This is a genomic window from Rhodococcus sp. DMF-1 (assembly GCF_021441945.1).
Classification (GTDB): domain Bacteria; phylum Actinomycetota; class Actinomycetes; order Mycobacteriales; family Mycobacteriaceae; genus Rhodococcus; species Rhodococcus ruber.
Window position 1 is genome coordinate 3,384,685 of record NZ_CP090442.1, and the last position, 16,128, is coordinate 3,400,812.

At 67.0% G+C, this 16,128-nt stretch carries 15 protein-coding genes; 2 read left to right on the plus strand and 13 right to left on the minus strand.

The window, feature by feature from the left end:
• Window positions 1–39 precede the first annotated feature (39 nt).
• The 5 genes from LZP97_RS15330 to LZP97_RS15350 form a co-directional block, all read right to left on the minus strand.
• A complete protein-coding gene (locus LZP97_RS15330; RefSeq protein ID WP_234574739.1) occupies window positions 40–1,698 on the minus strand; it encodes an AMP-binding protein in 1,659 nt (552 codons plus the stop codon).
• A gap of 236 nt (window positions 1,699–1,934) precedes the next feature.
• Window positions 1,935–2,735, minus strand: a complete 801-nt coding sequence (locus LZP97_RS15335; RefSeq protein WP_010593363.1) for an SDR family NAD(P)-dependent oxidoreductase — start codon at window positions 2,733–2,735, stop codon at window positions 1,935–1,937.
• Window positions 2,735–3,688, minus strand: a complete 954-nt coding sequence (locus tag LZP97_RS15340) for an acyl-CoA dehydratase activase (protein WP_234574741.1) — start codon at window positions 3,686–3,688, stop codon at window positions 2,735–2,737. Before LZP97_RS15340 ends, LZP97_RS15335 begins: the two co-directional genes overlap by 1 nt.
• Before the next feature lie 30 nt (window positions 3,689–3,718).
• Window positions 3,719–5,059, minus strand: coding sequence for a 2-hydroxyacyl-CoA dehydratase subunit D (locus LZP97_RS15345; protein ID WP_010593365.1), 1,341 nt, complete (start codon window positions 5,057–5,059; stop codon window positions 3,719–3,721).
• A gap of 30 nt (window positions 5,060–5,089) precedes the next feature.
• Window positions 5,090–6,238, minus strand: coding sequence for a 2-hydroxyacyl-CoA dehydratase subunit D (locus LZP97_RS15350; RefSeq protein ID WP_234574743.1), 1,149 nt, complete (start codon window positions 6,236–6,238; stop codon window positions 5,090–5,092).
• Window positions 6,239–6,397: 159 nt separating this feature from the next.
• Here LZP97_RS15350 and LZP97_RS15355 point away from each other — a divergent pair, with 159 nt between their 5' ends.
• Together LZP97_RS15355 and LZP97_RS15360 are read left to right on the plus strand one after the other, a co-directional pair.
• On the plus strand, window positions 6,398–7,504 hold the full coding sequence (locus tag LZP97_RS15355; protein ID WP_234574744.1) for a CaiB/BaiF CoA transferase family protein: 1,107 nt from the start codon (window positions 6,398–6,400) through the stop codon (window positions 7,502–7,504).
• Window positions 7,505–7,581: 77 nt separating this feature from the next.
• Window positions 7,582–8,427, plus strand: coding sequence for a PaaX family transcriptional regulator (locus tag LZP97_RS15360; RefSeq protein WP_010593368.1), 846 nt, complete (start codon window positions 7,582–7,584; stop codon window positions 8,425–8,427).
• Window positions 8,428–8,464: 37 nt separating this feature from the next.
• Here the strand turns inward: LZP97_RS15360 and LZP97_RS15365 are convergent, their stop codons facing one another.
• The 8 genes from LZP97_RS15365 to LZP97_RS15400 all read right to left on the minus strand — a co-directional run bounded on the left by LZP97_RS15365 (window position 8,465) and on the right by LZP97_RS15400 (window position 16,111).
• Window positions 8,465–9,499: a phosphotransferase family protein gene (locus LZP97_RS15365; protein ID WP_010593369.1), complete on the minus strand. Its 1,035-nt coding sequence runs from the start codon at window positions 9,497–9,499 to the stop codon at window positions 8,465–8,467.
• 76 nt (window positions 9,500–9,575) lie between these two features.
• The gene (locus LZP97_RS15370; protein WP_051009371.1) at window positions 9,576–10,427 is read right to left on the minus strand and encodes an enoyl-CoA hydratase/isomerase family protein; all 852 of its coding nucleotides are present in this window, start codon (window positions 10,425–10,427) and stop codon (window positions 9,576–9,578) included.
• A gap of 5 nt (window positions 10,428–10,432) precedes the next feature.
• Window positions 10,433–11,242, minus strand: coding sequence for an enoyl-CoA hydratase/isomerase family protein (locus tag LZP97_RS15375; RefSeq protein ID WP_010593371.1), 810 nt, complete (start codon window positions 11,240–11,242; stop codon window positions 10,433–10,435).
• A 60-nt stretch (window positions 11,243–11,302) separates the two neighbouring features.
• Window positions 11,303–12,493, minus strand: coding sequence for a CaiB/BaiF CoA transferase family protein (locus tag LZP97_RS15380; protein WP_234575073.1), 1,191 nt, complete (start codon window positions 12,491–12,493; stop codon window positions 11,303–11,305).
• An 84-nt stretch (window positions 12,494–12,577) separates the two neighbouring features.
• Window positions 12,578–13,528 (minus strand): EamA family transporter, encoded by a 951-nt coding sequence (locus LZP97_RS15385; RefSeq protein WP_010593373.1) that lies wholly within the window; start codon window positions 13,526–13,528, stop codon window positions 12,578–12,580.
• A gap of 5 nt (window positions 13,529–13,533) precedes the next feature.
• Window positions 13,534–14,319: an enoyl-CoA hydratase-related protein gene (locus LZP97_RS15390; RefSeq protein ID WP_010593374.1), complete on the minus strand. Its 786-nt coding sequence runs from the start codon at window positions 14,317–14,319 to the stop codon at window positions 13,534–13,536.
• 64 nt (window positions 14,320–14,383) lie between these two features.
• Window positions 14,384–15,241, minus strand: coding sequence for a 1,4-dihydroxy-2-naphthoyl-CoA synthase (gene menB / locus LZP97_RS15395; protein WP_029539943.1), 858 nt, complete (start codon window positions 15,239–15,241; stop codon window positions 14,384–14,386).
• Window positions 15,242–15,352: 111 nt separating this feature from the next.
• Window positions 15,353–16,111, minus strand: a complete 759-nt coding sequence (locus LZP97_RS15400; RefSeq protein ID WP_010593376.1) for an SDR family NAD(P)-dependent oxidoreductase — start codon at window positions 16,109–16,111, stop codon at window positions 15,353–15,355.
• Window positions 16,112–16,128 lie beyond the last annotated feature (17 nt).

The following is a 16,128-nucleotide window of genomic DNA, read 5'->3' on the forward strand; positions in this document are numbered from 1 at the left end:
CGCCGGTCACGGGTCGGTTCTCGGCCGCGGCGGACGTCGTCACGACACCAGATCGGCCGAGGACTGCTCGGCCGCGTCGCCCTCGGCCATCGGTGCCGCGGTCAGCGTCCCGGCGGCGATCTGTTCCTGCACACGGAACTTCTGGATCTTGCCCGACGGGGTCATGGGAAGGGACCGGGTGAAGTACCACAGGGCGGGCGTCTTGTGTGCGGCGAGCCTTTCGCGGAGCCAGGACTTCAGCTCCGCCGCGCTGGGGGGCGAGTCGGGGTCCTTCACCCGTACGACGGCGCCGATCTGTTCACCCCATTTCTCGTCCGGCACACCGATGATCGCCACCTCGGCGACGGCGGGATGCCGGTAGAGCAGTTCCTCGATCTCGCGGGGATAGATGTTGAGGCCGCCCCGGATGATCATCTCCTTGAGACGACCGGTGATCTGGAGGAACCCACGGCGGTCCATCACACCCAGATCGCCCATGCGCAGCCATCCGTCCGCATCGATGGTGGCGGCAGTTTCGTCGGGCATGTCCGAGTACCCGAGCATCACCTGGTAGCCGCGACAGCACACCTCGCCCTGCTCACCGACGGGAACGACCTCGTCGGAGAACGGATCGACGATCTTGACCTCGAGTTCCGGCAGCGGCTGTCCCACCGTGGTCGCCTGGTCGACGACATCGTCCGTGATCCGCGTCTGGCTGATCACTCCGTGCATCTCGCTTTGGCCAAACAGGATCGTGAAGTTGCAGTCGAGTTCCTGGGTCACCCGTTCGACGAGCGCCTCGGGTACTGCCGCCGCGCCGGATATGACGGTGTGGATGCTCGACAGGTCACGCGTGTGCCGGTCCGGGTGGTCGAGCAAAGCGATGAGCATCGTAGGCACCATCAACGAGTGGGTGCCCCGGCAGGTCTCGATCATCTCGAGCATCGCGGCCGGCTCGAAGGCCGGCAAGATCACGTAGGTTCCATGGACGGCGAACGTACCGAGCTCGGTGACGCCACCGCCCCCGATGTGGTACATCGGCATGGCATTGACACACACCAGCGGGTCTGTCCGGCCGGCCCGTTCGAACACGAACGCGGCCTCGTTGACAAGACCTTTGTGGTGCAGCAGTGCGCCTTTCGGGAATCCGGTGGTGCCCGAGGTGTACTGCAGTTGCACCGCGTCCGTCGGCGCGACGGCCGGGAACTGCGCGTTCGGATCACCCGTACGCACGAACTCGGCCCACTCGCTGCCGGACACCACTGTGTGCAGTCCGGGCAGAGTCGGCCGGACCTCGTCCAGAATCGCGGACAGATCCGCACCGCGATAGGACTCGCGGAAGAAGAGACCGGCTGCCTCGGACTGCCGCAGGATGTATTCGAGTTCGTGTGCGCGATACGCCGGATTGATGCCGACCAGCACCATGCCCGCCATCGCGATGGCCTGGTGCAGGATCACCCAGTCGGCACTGTTGGGCGCCCACACCGCGATCCGATCCCCGGGGGAGAAGCGTGTGAGCAACGCGTGGGCCGTCGATTCGGTGTCGGCGAGCAACTGGCGGTAGGTCCATTCTCTCCGGTCCGCCGGGTCGGCAACGCCGTCGACGAGCGCGACGCGGTCGGGAACGGTCGCGGCCCCCTCCCGAAGAAGATCACTGAACGTGATGTCTCGAATGCCCGTGCTCGTGGCCGCCGGCCAATAGGACATCTGTAGCGACATGGTGTGCTCCTGCTTTCGGCTGCGCGAGATGGAAGAAAGGAAGACTGCAGGGACCGACCAGGGCCCTGGACCGGGCACCCCGAATTGTAATCGCGGTCACACAAAATATAGTACGCGTCAGGTGCCTTCCGCTACAGATCTGTCAAACATTTTGGAAGACGACACCTCCGGGTCCATCCCCGAAGCACCTGAAGCCGGCCGAGGTTCCCACCTCGGCCGGCTTCTCGCGGCAACCACTATCCCGCGGAAATCCCCCCGTTCGGGCTGACCACCTGCCCGGTGATCCGCCGCGCCTGCGCACTACAGAGGAACAGCACGAGGTCGGCAACATCGCCCGGCTCCGCCACCCCCAACGACGCCAGCCGACTCGCCTTCTCGAACAGCTTCGCACTGAACGGCTCGGACATGACGCGATCGAAGCCACCGGTGTCGCGGATGAGCGACGGCGTCACGGCATTGACTCGGATGCCGTCCCTCTTGGCTTCCATTGCAAGGGTTTTGGAGAACATGACGATCGCTGCCATGGCCGCACCGATCACACTCTCGCCCGGCGTCGGGTGCTTCGCCGCATCGGAGGCAATGTTCACAATCACCCCGCCGCGCTGCTGTCGCATCGCGGGCAGGACGGCTCGGCACATGTTGATCGGACCGAGAGCCTGGCTCAACAGCACCCCCGGAATGTCCTCGGGGTCCATCTCGTGGAACAGTCGCGGGTTGAACGAACCCGTCGTGCTGTTGACGAGGATGTCGGCAGCACCCAGCGAATCCGCAAGTTCCGTCACAACCCGCACGGCCTCCCCCGGAACATTCACGTCGGCCGCAGCGAACAGACACCACACGCCGGGTGCGAGGGTCCGAATGTGCTGTGCCGCTTTCTCGCCACGTTCGACGTTGCGCCCCACCAGACCGATCCGCTGGACGCCCGCACGCACGAACCGACGCGCCACCTCGAGCCCGACACCACTCGTCCCCCCGACGATGTAGATCGTCGACTCGGCCGGTACCGGCACCCGGAACTCACTCGGTTCTCTCATCATCAATCGTTCCTCCGCAGATCGAGCATCACCGGTCGGCCGGCATGCGCATGATCACCGTCCAGGACACCGTCGCAGCTCGCACAGTGCTGACCACCGCCCGGACTTCGCGATGCCATGTTCGTCTCCGTCGCGGCATCGCGAGCGGGCAGGGCTGTTCGGGCGCCGCGATACTCGTCGCGTGCAAGCAGCCCCGCGCCGTAGGCACCGGCGATCTGCGGCTGGTCGAGCACCTCGATCGGATGTCTCAACGCCTGCGATACACACCGGATCGCAGCCGGGTTCTTGGCCACACCGCCGGTCATCACCGCCGGTGTGGCCCTGCCGACTTGACCGACCAGCCCCAGGGTGCGCGCCGCAACCGCACGGTGCACGGACGCGGCGATGTCGGCCTTGTCCTGCCCCTGTGCGAGCAGGGAAATCACCTCGGTTTCGGCGAATGTGGCACACATACTGCTGACCTCGAGGCCGTCGGCACCGGCGAGCGCAAGATCCCCCACCGCATCGATGTCGATCTCGAGCGCGCGGGCCAGCACATCGAAGAATCGACCCGTTCCGCTCGCGCAACGGTCGTTCATGGCGAAACGTTCCACCAATCCGTCGTCGTCGACGATGATCGCCTTGCTGTCCTGGCCGCCGATGTCGATGACGAGCCGGACCCCCGGACGCAGTGCTGCCGCGCCGCGCGCATGGCAGGTGATCTCGGTGAAGGTGCGGTCGGCGCCCAGAACCAATCGGCGGCCGTACCCGGTGCTCACTGTCCATCGAATGGCCTCGCGTGGCACTCCTGCCGCGACGGCGGCACCCTCGATCGCACGGGTGACAGCTTCGCGGCTCACAGCGCCCATCTGCACGACATCCGTCCCGCACAACGCACCGTCCTGATCGACGACGGCAGCCTTCGCGGTCGTCGATCCCAGATCGACGCCCATGACGAACCACTTGTCGGTACTCATCGCACTCGTCTCTTCCGGTACGGTATCGCGCTAGACCGCGGACCTCATCCGCTGCACATCGATCGCCTCCAGCATCGCTTCGAGGCGGCTGTCGAACAACTCGTCGTTGTAGAACGATGCGTCGGCAACGTCCCCCTCGAAGAAGAACGACTTGACTCCTCGCCCGGTCTCGGCGGCCCGGGCGAGCATCGACTGCGGGTTGGTCATCGCCCGGCAGGTCCGGGTGGAGTGGAAGGCGATGCCGTCGATCGCATATTCGTCGAGACGACGCAACAACAGCTCCTGCAGGTTCTTCAGCCCGTGGTTGAGCGGGCAGAGCAGGTAGTGTTGCGCCATACCGAGCAGCGGATTGTCGACGTCGATGAGTTGTGGTTCCTGCCAGAAGGATTCGTGGGTGTACCGGCCTGCCACCACGGCCACGTCGTACTCGGCGAACTTCCTGGTCAGGAATCCGAGTTTGTTCCAGTTCATGATCCCGTCGAAGTAGACCCGGTAGCGCTCGTTCTCCACGGCGCTGACACCGTCGGCGATCCGCTGTTCGATCTCGGTCTTCACCCCGGCGAAGTAGTCCACGAGATCCTGGTTGCCAGGCAGGAAGTTGATCGGCGCGATGCTCGCCACCCAGTCCCAGTAGGTCGCCGGGGTCGGCGCCTGCCGGCAAAGTTCCATACCTTCGAGACGCAACTCCGAAGCTCGCTTGATGTATGACATGCTCTCGCTGAGCGCATCCCAGTCGAACGGCCGGCCGGTCTGGTACTCCAGGAAGTCGACCAGCTCCCGGAGCTGGCCCTCGACGTACTTGCCGACCTCGACCCACTCCTCCCCGCGCATGTATCCCGCGTCGGGTTTGTTTCCCCACAGCATCGGGAGCGAGACGTTGAACAGAGGCAACTTGCGGTCGAACACTCGGTACGTCATGGCGTCCCACTGCTGTCCGGTGCTGCAGCCGGCATATCCGTTCACGAAGAAGTCCGGAGCGGGCAGCTTGCTCGCGAGCTCCTGCTGATCGGTCAGGCCCACGACGCCGGTCTCGCTCCGCCCGCTGTTCTGATGCGTCAGCACGGCGCAGCCGAGGTGCGTGCGGGCGTACGAGCACAGCTCGTTGATGTAGCCGTACTCGGCCCCGGCGGCCTGAGCCGGACCCTCGAGATGCTGGGCGGCCAGTCGTGCAGCGAACGCCTCACCGTGGCACCATTCGAGGCCGGCCGCCTGGAAGAGCGGGTTCAACGCTGCGCCGTTGTACCAGACGACGTGCTTACCGCGCTCCTTCGCGGTGAAAATGTTTTCCCAGTAGTCGGCGACCAGCTTGCCGCCGACGCGGGTACTGGACAGACGGTGGGCCTTGTCCTTGCGCGGTTGTGCAACAGTCATCACGATCTCCCTCGGGTGGTCGAGCAGGTTTCAGGACAGCACCGGCGCGGGGAGCCGGCGGATTCGCTCCACAAAGGTCTCGACCCGGGTCCGGAGTGTTTCCACAGGATTGCCCTCGTGTTCGGTTTCGATGAGGAGCACGGGGGTTCGGTTACTCTCCAGCGCTTTCCGCAGTTCCGGGTAGTAGAGCATGTGAGGTTCGCAGAACTTCGCCATCATCACGATCACGCCGTTCGCGTTGCTTCGAGCGAGTTCGTCGATCAGGTATCGGTCCCAGTCGACCTGAGTGGTCACTCGGGTGGGGCATGGGGTGTTGAGGTTTCGCTCCAGATACCAGGTCGACAGCGCCTCGAACGGATCACCGTTCTCGGGCACATCGGTGGAGATGTAGCGGTATCCGGTGTACAGGTCGTCGTCGACCACGATCACCCCGGTCTCCTCGATCACGTCCAGCAGTTCGGGCCGCGGGGCGTGGCAGAAGTGGCCGGACAGATAGAGCCTGACCACGTCGGGCTGCGCTTCCGCAGCCGGCTCGATCGCGTCGAGAAGGCGCTCGAGGGCAGCGGTGTGTTCGACGATGTCCATCACCATGCTCGACTTCACCAGCACCTGCATTTCGCTTGCGGTGATGCGGAGCCGGCCGGAGCGACGCAGCTCATAGAACTCGCGCAGCAGACGCCGGTTGGCGTTGAACATCCGAATGCTGGCGGTCAAGGTATCGGAAGTGATCGAAACACCCAGGGCGGCTTCGATCTCGGTGGTGAGTTCGCCGATGCGACCCGCCACCCGCGGTCTTGTCCACGTATCGTCCATGGCGCTGGTGAGCTGGGCGAAGTGCACAGGTTTCTCGGGTCGCGCCCATCGGATCACGTCCACCGCGCCGAGCAATTGCACGCAGTGGTCCGCCGCCACGAAGGCGTCGAAGACGTCGAGCTGACCGAGCGCCGCCTGATCGGCGACACTGCGGGTGTATCCGCAGTAGAACTCGGCGAGCAGGTTGCGGCCTTCGGTGATCGGGGTCCGGTTCTCCTGGATGAGCACCGGAAGGGCGCCGGCGGCGTGCACGAGTTCGGAGGGAAAGTTCATCGGGAAGGAACCGATCAAGCTGCGGCCATGGGTCGCCTTCCATGTCTGCGCGTAGGTGACCGGATCGTCGGCCGCGGCGCGCAGCGTCGCCATCAGTTCTGGACTGAGTCTGTTCACGTTTCGCCCTCGGATTCGTCGATGGATGCCGACAGCGACAAGTCGGTGCTTCGCTGCGACGTCGAGCTAGATAATACTTAATTTGGTAGTTAGTATCCAGAGTTGTCAAACATTGATGCCGTTCGGAGGTAGAAGATGACGCGTGTACTCGACGGGCTGCGGGTGGTCGAGCTGGCCGGGATCGGCCCCTCCCCCCATGCCGCGATGCTGCTGGCCGACCTCGGGGCGGACGTCGTGCGGATCGAACGTCCCGGCGGGGTGAGCCAACTCCTGCCCGTGGAGCAGGACGCCGGCCTGCGCAACCGTCGCTCGGTCCGCGCCGATCTGAAAGATCCCGACGATCTGCAGCGCGTGCTGGACCTCGTCGACAATGCGGATGTGCTCATCGAGGGCTACCGCCCCGGCGCGGCGGAACGCCTCGGCATCGGCCCCGAGGTGTGCCGAGCACGCAATCCCCGACTCGTCTACGCCCGGATCACCGGATGGGGACAGGACGGTCCGCTGGCCCCCTACGCGGGGCACGACATCAACTACCTCGCCCTCACCGGGGCGTTGAACGCGATCGGACGGAAAGGCGAACGCCCGCTGGCGCCGCTCAACCTGGTCGCCGACCTGGGGGGAGGCTCGATGCTGGCGATCACCGGCATCCTCGGTGCCCTCTATGCGCGGGAGCGGTCCGGGCAGGGTGACGTCGTCGACGTCGCGATGGTCGACGGCGTCAGCACGCTGATGACGATGTACTGGACGATGACCGAAAACGGCCTATGGTCCGCCGACCGGGGAACCAACGTCGTCGACGGCGCGGCCCCGTTCTACGACACCTACGAATGTGCCGACGGGCGGTACGTCGCAGTCGGCGCGGTCGAGCCGGCGTTCTACGCGCACCTGCTCACGGGCCTCGGACTCGACCCGGCACACCTTCCCGATCAATACGATCGCACGGCCTGGCCTACGGTGCGCACTCGGTTCGCCGAGATCTTCCGCGGACGCGATCGCGACGAATGGGTGGAGCACTTCGCCCCCCTCGACGCGTGTTTCACGCCGGTGCTCGCCCTGGACGAGGTCGCGGCGCACCCGCACATCGCCGCACGCGGGACAGTCGTCGAATCGTTCGGACAGCGTCAGCCGGCGGCATCGCCACGCTTCGCGAACGCGGCGCCGGCCACGTACTCGGCACCTCGCGTGCCCGGCGCGGACACCGACGCCGTCTTGCGCGACTGGGGTGTCGACGGTGCGGACTGATGTGCGACATCCCGCCGCCCCCGCCCCGCCGGGGTCCGGTGTGGCGTTGCTCCGACCGCCTGCGCGACGATGGACCCATGATTGATCCCGACATCGGATCCGCGTCCGACAAGGACGCAACCCCCACCCGCAGCGCCCGATCCGTGCTTGTGACGGTGCTCGGCGAGTTGGTCGAACCATACGGTCGACCGGTTCGTACCGCGGCACTGCTCCACGTCCTGAAGGGACTTGGATTCGGTGAGCCCGCGGCACGGCAGGCTCTGGCCCGCACGGGATCGTCCGGGTTGATCGCCGCCGAGCGGGTCGGTCGGGAGACGTTGTGGCACCTGACCGACGAAGCGCACCGACTGTTCGCCGAAGGCGACATGCGTGTCTTTCCCCCCGATGTCGACGTCACCCAGTGGGACGGCCGTTGGCTGGTGATCAACGTCCCGGTTCCCGAATCTCACCGCTCGAGCCGCAAGAAACTGTATGCGGCATTGCGGTGGGCCGGCTTCGGAAACCCGACCCCCGGGGTCTGGGTGACCCCCCACGTCGATCGCGCCGCGGAGGCCGCCAGGACGATCGAGTCGCTGGGGTTGACCGACAACACGGTCACCTTCGTCGGCCCAATCGGCCAGCCGGGCATCACCGAGGCCGAACTCGTGCGGCGGTCCTGGGATCTCGACGAGGCCGAGAAGGTTTACGACGAGCTGCTCGCCCGGTTCGACGTGCGCGGATTCGCCTCGGACGACGAGTTGCTCATCACCCACCTGCAGCTGGCCGATTCCCTGCGCCGGATGCCCTACCTGGACCCCCGACTGCCCGAGGTCCTGCTGCCGGACTGGGCCGGACTGCGGGCGGCGAAGCGACTGCGCGACCTGCGTACCGAGTGGACGCCGGCAGCGCACGCTCGCTGGCGTGAGATCGCGGGCGTCGGGTAGGGGCCACCGGGTCGGAGCCCGGCTGGTACCGGCCCGATCAGACCCCGGCTACCGTCAGCCCCGCCGCCCGGTGCGCGGCGTCGAGAAAGGCACGCACCAGGGCGCCGTCGCGGTAGTACTGATCCCCGACGCCGGCCACGGCCCGGCGCCGCCCGTACTCGTACAGCACCGCCAGCTTCCACAGGGCCAGTGCCGTGTACCAGTCGAGGTTCGACAGGTCCGCGCCGGTGGCAGCCGCATACCGCTGGGCCAGTTCGTCGCGGGTCGGATACCCCTCCTCGAGGACCGCGACACCGAGATCTTCGGTCGGCGTGCGTTCCTCCCCCTCGACGGGATACGACGCAAGGAAATACCCCAGATCGAACAGCGGGTCGCCGATCGTCGCGAGCTCCCAGTCCAGCACCGCCGCAATACGTCCCGGCGGGTCAGAAGCGAGGATGACGTTGCCGATGCGGTAGTCGTTGTGGATGATCGCCGCACCGGACTCGGCGGGAACGTGGGCGGCGAGCCACGCATCGATCTCCGCGAACTCCGGCGGCGGCGTCCCGTCCTCGGCAGCCACCAACCGGCCCATGCGGCGCAGATGACGCTCGTTGAAACCGTCCGGCCGGCCGAGGTCACCGAGGCCGGCGGCCCGCCAGTCGACCGCGTGCAGTGCCGCGAGGGTGTCGATCAGCGCCTCACCGATCCGGCGACGGTCGGCCGGCGCGCTCAGCGCGGCCGGGGTCTCGGTGGTGACCACCGGACCGGCGACGTAATCCATCACGTAGAACGGGACGTCGAGCACGTCGCCCGTCTGACCGACGGCAAGAACGGCCGCCACCGGCACGCCGCTGCCGGCGAGTGCACCGACGAGCCGAGCCTCCCGCAGCATGTCGTGAGCACCCGGCGGGACGGGCGGCGGGGGCGGTCGACGGACGATCACCCGACGTACCCCGTCGGACACCAGGAACGTCAGATTGGAATGCCCGTCACCGATACGCGACGTCGTCAGCGGTCCATCTGTGATACCCCGCTCACGCAGAAATCGTTCTAGCGCGCCGAGGGTGTCGGGAGTCCATTCCCAGGTCATATTCTCGCCTCCATCAGATTGTGCCGCCGGCCGCGCCGCCCGGCCCCGATCGCTGCACGCAGTCGTTCGTCGACGTCTACGCCCCGGTGAAACGCGGAGCGCGCTTCTCCTTGAATGCGGCCAGCGCTTCCGGCATGTCAGCGCATCGGGTCAGTAGCGCCTGCCCCCGGTTCTCCAACTCGAGCGCCGCCGCGTACGAGGTCACCTCCTGGTTCCGCTGCAACGCGCGCTTCGACATCCGGATCCCGCCGGGAGAATTCGTCGCGATCGTCTCGGCCAGTGCGACGGCTTCGTCGAAGAGGTTCTCGCTCGGCACCACGCGGTTGGCCAGCCCGATCCGGACCGCCTCCTCGGCGCCGACGAAGCGCGCCGTGTACGCGATCTCCGCCGCCCGGCCCGGCCCGACAAGGCGGGTCAGTTGCCAGGAGGTGCCGAGTTCCCCGACGGACAACCCCACCTTGACGAAGGCCGCGTTGAATTTCGCGGTCGGGGCGACGAGCCGGATGTCGGCGGCGAGGGCGAGCGACATACCGCCGCCGGAGGCAGCGCCGTGGATCGCCGCGATGACCGGGAACGGCAGATGCCGCAGCGCAGCAAGGCCTCCGGTCGCGGTCTCCTGGAATTTCAGGAACTCGCGCACGCCCATTTCGGTGATCACACTGATCTCGTCCAGGTCGAACCCGGCGCAGAACGCCCGCTCGCCCGCACCGCGGATGATCAGTGCCCGCGCGTCGGTGTCGCGCAATGCGTAGGCGGCCGTGTTGAACTCTTCGAACATCTTCACGACCATCGAGTTCATCCGGTCGGGCCGGTTGATCGTGAGAACGGCGATCTTGCCCTCGAGCACCTCGAGGGTGAGGGTCTCCAGCCGGGGTGGCTCGTAGTTGCTCAGCACGGACGTATTTTCCCGCGTGTCCATCTGCGTCATGTCGATCACCGGCCCGTGAACTTCGGGCTGCGCTTGTCCTTGAACGCGGCCAGCGCTTCGGGCATGTCCTCACCACGGGTGAGCAGCGCCTGGCCACGGTTCTCCAGTTCGAGCGCCGCGGCGTAGGACGACACCTCCATGTTCGCGTGCAGTGCGCGTTTCGATAGCTGCACGCCGGCAGGCGAGTTCGCGCAGATGAGGCGCGCCATCACGAGCGCCTCGTCGAGCAGCGACTCGGCGGGAACCACCGCGTTCAGCAGCCCGAGCGACTCCGCCTCGACGGCCTCGATGAATCGGCCCGTGTAGGCGAACTCCGCGGCCCGCGCCGGGCCGATCAGCCGGGTGAGGTGCCAGGAGGCGCCCAGGTCCCCAGCCGAGAGGCCGATTCGCACGAACGCCGCGTTGAACCGCGCGGCCGGCGAGCCGATCCGGATGTCGGCAGCCAGGGACAGGGACAGTCCTCCACCGGCCGCCGCGCCGTTGACCGCCGCGATCACCGGAACGCGGATGTTGCGGATCGCCGAGAGCGCCCGCGCCGCCAGCTCCTGCTGATCGAGCATCCCCATCGGCGTCAACGACGACAGCCCTTCGGCGTCGTCGAGATCGAACCCGCCGCAGAATGCCTTGCCGGCTCCGGTGAGGATCACGACCCGCAGGTCGTCCTCGTGGTCGAGGTGCAACGCCACTTTCTCGAGTTCGACGAACATCGTGTTCGTCATCGAGTTCATTCGTTCGGGACGGTTCAGCGTCACGACGGCGATCCCGGGTTCGGGTCGCTCGAGCGTGAACGTTTCCCATGTCGTGGGCTCGGTCACGGGTTCACTCCTTCTTCGGTCCGGCGGTTCCAGGTGGGCGCCGTGAGTTCGTGTGATCGGTCAGGCTTCGGCGGGGGCGTGTCGTACCGCGCCCGAGCGCAGCCATTGGTCGGTGCGGTCGGGGTCGATTCCCCAGTCGGTCAGGATCTCGGTGGTGTGCTCCCCCGGAGTCGGCGGACGGCGGTCCACTGCCGCCGCCGTCCGGCTGAATCGGGGCGCGGGGGCCGGTTGGACGAGTCCGTCGACCTCGACGAAGGTCCCGCGGGCGACATGGTGGGGATGCGACGGTGCCTCGTCGACGTCGAGGACGGGCGCGATGCACGGCGTGTGTCCTTCGGCCGCGTCGAGCCACTCCGCGAGGGCGCGGCCCCGTACGGCGTCGGCGAAGACCTTCTTCATCTGCGGCCATTGCGCGCGGTCGTTCTGATCCGGCAGATCGTCGGGCAGGCCCAGCAGGGCTACGAGGTCGGCGTAGAAGTGCGGTTCGAGCGCGCCGACCGAGAGCCATTTGCCGTCGGCGGTCTCGTAGGCGTCGTAGAAGGGTGCGCCGCTGTCGACGAGGTTCGTGCCGCGTTCACGGTTCCACGACCCGCTCTGTGTGAAGCCGAAGAACGGCGTCGCAAGGAGGGCGGCTCCTTCCACCATCGAGGCGTCGATCACCTGCCCGGTGCCCGAACGTTGCCTCTCGTAGAGTGCAGACAGCACTCCCATGGCGAGAAGCATTCCGCCACCGCCGAAGTCACCGATCAGGCTGAGCGGCGGGGTGGGCGGGTGACCGTGGCGTCCGATCAGCGACAGGACACCACTGAGTGCCACGTAGTTGATGTCGTGACCGACGTGCTGCGCGAGAGGGCCGTCCTGCCCGAAGCCCGTCATGCGACCGTAGATCAGCCGCGGATTGCGCTGGGCACAGTCGTCCGGTCCGATCCCGAGCCGCTCGGTGACGCCGGGGCGGAAGCCCTCGATCAGCACGTCGGCGTCCGCTACGAGCGACAGCACCACCTCCGCTCCGTCCGGGTGCTTGAGATCGACGGCAAGCGAACGACGTCCCCGGTGCAGCAGTTCGGTGCGGAACTCTGCATTCGGCCTGACCAACCCTGCGCCGGTGGCGCGGTCGACCCGCACCACGTCCGCACCGAGATCGGCCAGCAGCATGGCGCAGAACGGCCCCGGGCCGATCGAACCGATTTCGACCACCTTCAGACCCGACAGCGGACCCGTGAACGAGCGTTTCGTGCCGTTCTGCGTCATTGCTGCACCTTCCCGAATTTGGTCCGATAATAATACCTTCGCGTTGTTCAGGGAAGCTTCCCAGAACACCCGGAATGCTCCAGCTCAGTCGCGGACCATGCTCGTCTCCCCCGAGCGGTCGGCAGCGCGCCCACGCCGGGACCGAGCCTGCGCACTCACCACCAACACGACGGACACCAGGACCACGACGCCACCGACGACCAGCGCAGGAGTGACCGGCTCGGACAGGACGACGGATCCGAGGGCGACGGCCACCACGGGGTTCACGTACGTGTGGGTGGCCACCAGCGGAAGCGGTGCATGGTGCAGCAGCCACGCGTACGCGGTGAATCCGACGACCGAGCCGAAGACCACGAGGTAGCCGAACGCGCCCCAGGCCCGCAGTCCGATCTCACCTCCGAAGCGCTCGCGGGTAACCACCGACGCCAGCATCATCGCCGCACCGGCCGCCAGGAGTTGATACGTCGCGCCCACGTACACGTCCTGCGGCAACCAGAGCCTCGGCTTGATCCAGGAGCCGAACGACCACGACAGACTCGACAGCACGATGACCGCCACACCGACCAGCGGAAGGCTCGAACGCTCACTTCCGGTCGGCAGCACCAGCACGGCCAGGCCGACGAGGCCCACCCCGACGCCGGCCAGTTCGAGAGCTCGCGGGCGGTCGCCGGACACGGAACGGTAGAGGCAGATCCACACGGGCACCATCGCGACGAGAAGCGCCGTCACTCCGGAGGGCACACCGTGCAACTGGCCCACCGACGTCAAGCCGTTTCCACACGCGAGCAGCAGGACCCCGAGGAACGCGGCCCCGCCGGCCTCACGCCGGGTGACGAGCAGCCGCCTCCAGCCGCCACGGACGGCGAGGAACACGGCCATCAGCAGGGCGGCGAGAAGGAAGCGCGCACCCATCGAGCCGAGGGGCGGCACCTCCTCGATCACCAGGCGGATCGCGAGGTAGATCGACCCCCAGATCAGGTAGACCAGCGACAGTGCGAGTGCGATCGCTCCGCGCCCGGCGGACCCGGACGGCACGGCGCTCAGGCGAAGCGCGGGGTGCGCTTCTCGAGGAACGCGGTGATGCCCTCCTTCGCCTCCCCGCTCTCGAACAGGTCCTGTTCCTGGGCGACCTCGAAGCGGAAGCCCTCGTCGAGCGGCGTGTCGAAGGACGCGTCGACGGTCCGGATGACGGCGCGCTGCGCGGGCAGCGACATCGTGCACAGCTCGGCCGCGAGGGCGAGCGCCGCGTCCGTCGCGCCGCCGGCGTCGACGAGCCGGTCGATCAGCCCGATCGCGTGTGCCTCGTCGGCGGAGATCTGGCGGGCGGTCAGCATGATGTCGAGCGCTCGGCCCCGGCCCACGAGGCGTGGGAGACGTTGGGTACCGCCGGCGCCAGGGATGAGGCCGAGTTTGACCTCGGGAAGCCCGAACTTCGCGTCCGCACCGCCGACCCGCAGGGTGCAGGCCATTGCGAGTTCGAGGCCGCCCCCGAGCGCGAGGCCGTCCACCGCGGCGATCGTGATCCGGTCGGCGGACGCGAGCCGGTCTAGCGCCCCGCGGAGCCGATCGCCGTAGGCGGTGAACGACTCCGCGTCCACTGACGACATGTGCTTGATGTCCGCCCCTGCAGCGAAGAAGCTGGGGATGTCCGATCGGACGACGATCACTTTCACCGAACCGTCGGCATCGGCGGCGTCCAGCGCCGCGTTCAGGCCGTCGATGATCGGCAGGCCCAGGGCGTTCGCGGGCCGGCGCTGGAGCGTGATCGTCATGACACCGGCGTCGACGTCACTCCATGCGACTGCGGGCGTAGCGGTTTCCGACATGCACACCATCCTGTTCGGTCCAACAATGACCCAACCATACTAATTGTTGGACCGAAATGGAAGGTCAGGGCCGACGCGGGAACTTCTCGAACTCAGGCCGGCGCTTCGCCTTGTACGCCTCCCGCCCTTCCTTCGCCTCTTCCGTGGAGTAGAACAGCAGATTCGCATCGTGGGCGAGCTGCTGGATGCCGGCCATGCCGTCCTCCGCCGCATTGAAGCTGGCCTTCATCAGGCGCAGCGCGAAGGGGGAGAGCTCGAGCATCTCGCGGCACCACTGGACGGTTTCGCGCTCGAGATCGGCCAACGGGACTACGGTGTTGACCAGCCCCATCTCCCGGGCCTGCTGCGCGTCGTACTGGCGGCACAGGAACCAGATCTCCTTGGCCTTCTTCACCCCGACCAACTCCGCGAGCAGACCCGCGCCGTACCCGCCGTCGAAGGAACCGACCTTGGGACCCACCTGGCCGAAGCGGGCGTTGTCCGCTGCGATCGTCAGATCGCACACCAGATGCAGGATGTGCCCGCCACCAATCGCATACCCGGCCACCATGGCCACCACCGGCTTCGGCAGTCGGCGGATCTGGATCTGCAGGTCGGTGACGTGGAAGCGCCCCACGCCGCCGGCCTTGCCCGGCTCGGTGAGGTAGCCGGTGTCGCCACGCACCCGCTGATCCCCGCCCGAGCAGAATGCATCGGGCCCCTCCCCGGTCAGCACGATGACACCGATCGAGGAGTCCTCCCGGGCATCGACCAACGCGTCGGAGATCTCCATCAACGTCTGCGGCCGGAACGCGTTGCGCACCTCCGGACGGCAGATCGTGATCTTTGCGATCCCGTCGCCGCTGTGCTCGTACCGAATGTCCGCGTACTCGCCGAGCGAGGTCCATTCCACGAAATCCGTTGTATCGCAATTATTCGTCATATACCGATCATAAGCTCTCCTGCAAACGATCGTTAACGGACCGCGACGCACGACAGCGCGGCCGGATAGGCTCCGGACCGCGCTGTCGGGGTGAGAACCGACCGATGACCGTCAGGCCATCGTCAGACCACCACTGACGGACAAGGTCTGGCCGGTGACGAACTCCGCCTCGTCGGAGGCGAAGAACGCCACGGCGGCGCCGATGTCGGTGGCCTTGCCGAGCCGCTTCATCGGCACCGCGCGGGTCATGCCGGCGATCACCTTGTCGGCTTCCTGGCCGGAGTTGTCGGCGAACTTGCGCAGGGCCGGGGTGTCCGTCGGACCGGGGCACACCGTGTTGGCGGTGACGCCCTTCGTGGCGACCTCCCGCGCGAGGGTCTTGGTGAACGCGATGATGCCGCCCTTGGCACCCGAGTACACCGCTTCGAGCGACGAGCCGACGCGTCCGGCGTCCGAACCGATGTTGATGACGCGCCCCCAGCCCTGCTCGACCATGCCCGGCAGGGTCGCCTGGACGACTCGCAGCTGGCCCTTGAAGTTGATCTCGAGAATCCGGTCCCAGAACGCCTCGTCGGTCTTCACGAACGGCATGAAGTCGTCCCACCCGGCGTTGTTGACGACGATCTCGACGGGGCCGAACTGCTCGGCGACCTGCTTGACCGCCGCCTGCACGGACTCGGTGTCCGTCACGTCGACCGGAACGGCCATTGCCTGGCCTCCGGCCTCGCGGATGGCGGCCGCGGTCTCCTCCGCGGCCTCGAGGTTGAGGTCGGCGACCGCGACGCGGAAGCCCGCGGCACCCAGCGCATCGGAGATTCCCTTGCCGATGCCCTGCGCGCCGCCCGTGACGAATGCGACTCGATTGCTCATGATTTCACTCCGTGTTG

Excerpts from the sequence above, each read along its gene's own strand:
- LZP97_RS15350 (WP_234574743.1), bottom strand. The coding sequence starts at position 6,238 with ATGGCGACGCTGCGCGCCGCGGCCGACGATCCGGTCACCTACGCGCAG.
- LZP97_RS15340 (WP_234574741.1), bottom strand. The coding sequence starts at position 3,688 with ATGAGTACCGACAAGTGGTTCGTCATGGGCGTCGATCTGGGATCGACG.
- LZP97_RS15335 (WP_010593363.1), bottom strand. The coding sequence starts at position 2,735 with ATGATGAGAGAACCGAGTGAGTTCCGGGTGCCGGTACCGGCCGAGTCG.
- LZP97_RS15365 (WP_010593369.1), bottom strand. The coding sequence starts at position 9,499 with ATGACCTGGGAATGGACTCCCGACACCCTCGGCGCGCTAGAACGATTT.
- LZP97_RS15360 (WP_010593368.1), top strand. The coding sequence starts at position 7,582 with ATGATTGATCCCGACATCGGATCCGCGTCCGACAAGGACGCAACCCCC.
- LZP97_RS15400 (WP_010593376.1), bottom strand. The coding sequence starts at position 16,111 with ATGAGCAATCGAGTCGCATTCGTCACGGGCGGCGCGCAGGGCATCGGC.
- LZP97_RS15330 (WP_234574739.1), bottom strand. The coding sequence starts at position 1,698 with ATGTCGCTACAGATGTCCTATTGGCCGGCGGCCACGAGCACGGGCATT.
- LZP97_RS15370 (WP_051009371.1), bottom strand. The coding sequence starts at position 10,427 with ATGACGCAGATGGACACGCGGGAAAATACGTCCGTGCTGAGCAACTAC.
- LZP97_RS15390 (WP_010593374.1), bottom strand. The coding sequence starts at position 14,319 with ATGTCGGAAACCGCTACGCCCGCAGTCGCATGGAGTGACGTCGACGCC.
- LZP97_RS15380 (WP_234575073.1), bottom strand. The coding sequence starts at position 12,493 with ATGACGCAGAACGGCACGAAACGCTCGTTCACGGGTCCGCTGTCGGGT.
- LZP97_RS15345 (WP_010593365.1), bottom strand. The coding sequence starts at position 5,059 with ATGACTGTTGCACAACCGCGCAAGGACAAGGCCCACCGTCTGTCCAGT.
- menB (WP_029539943.1), bottom strand. The coding sequence starts at position 15,241 with ATGACGAATAATTGCGATACAACGGATTTCGTGGAATGGACCTCGCTC.
- LZP97_RS15355 (WP_234574744.1), top strand. The coding sequence starts at position 6,398 with ATGACGCGTGTACTCGACGGGCTGCGGGTGGTCGAGCTGGCCGGGATC.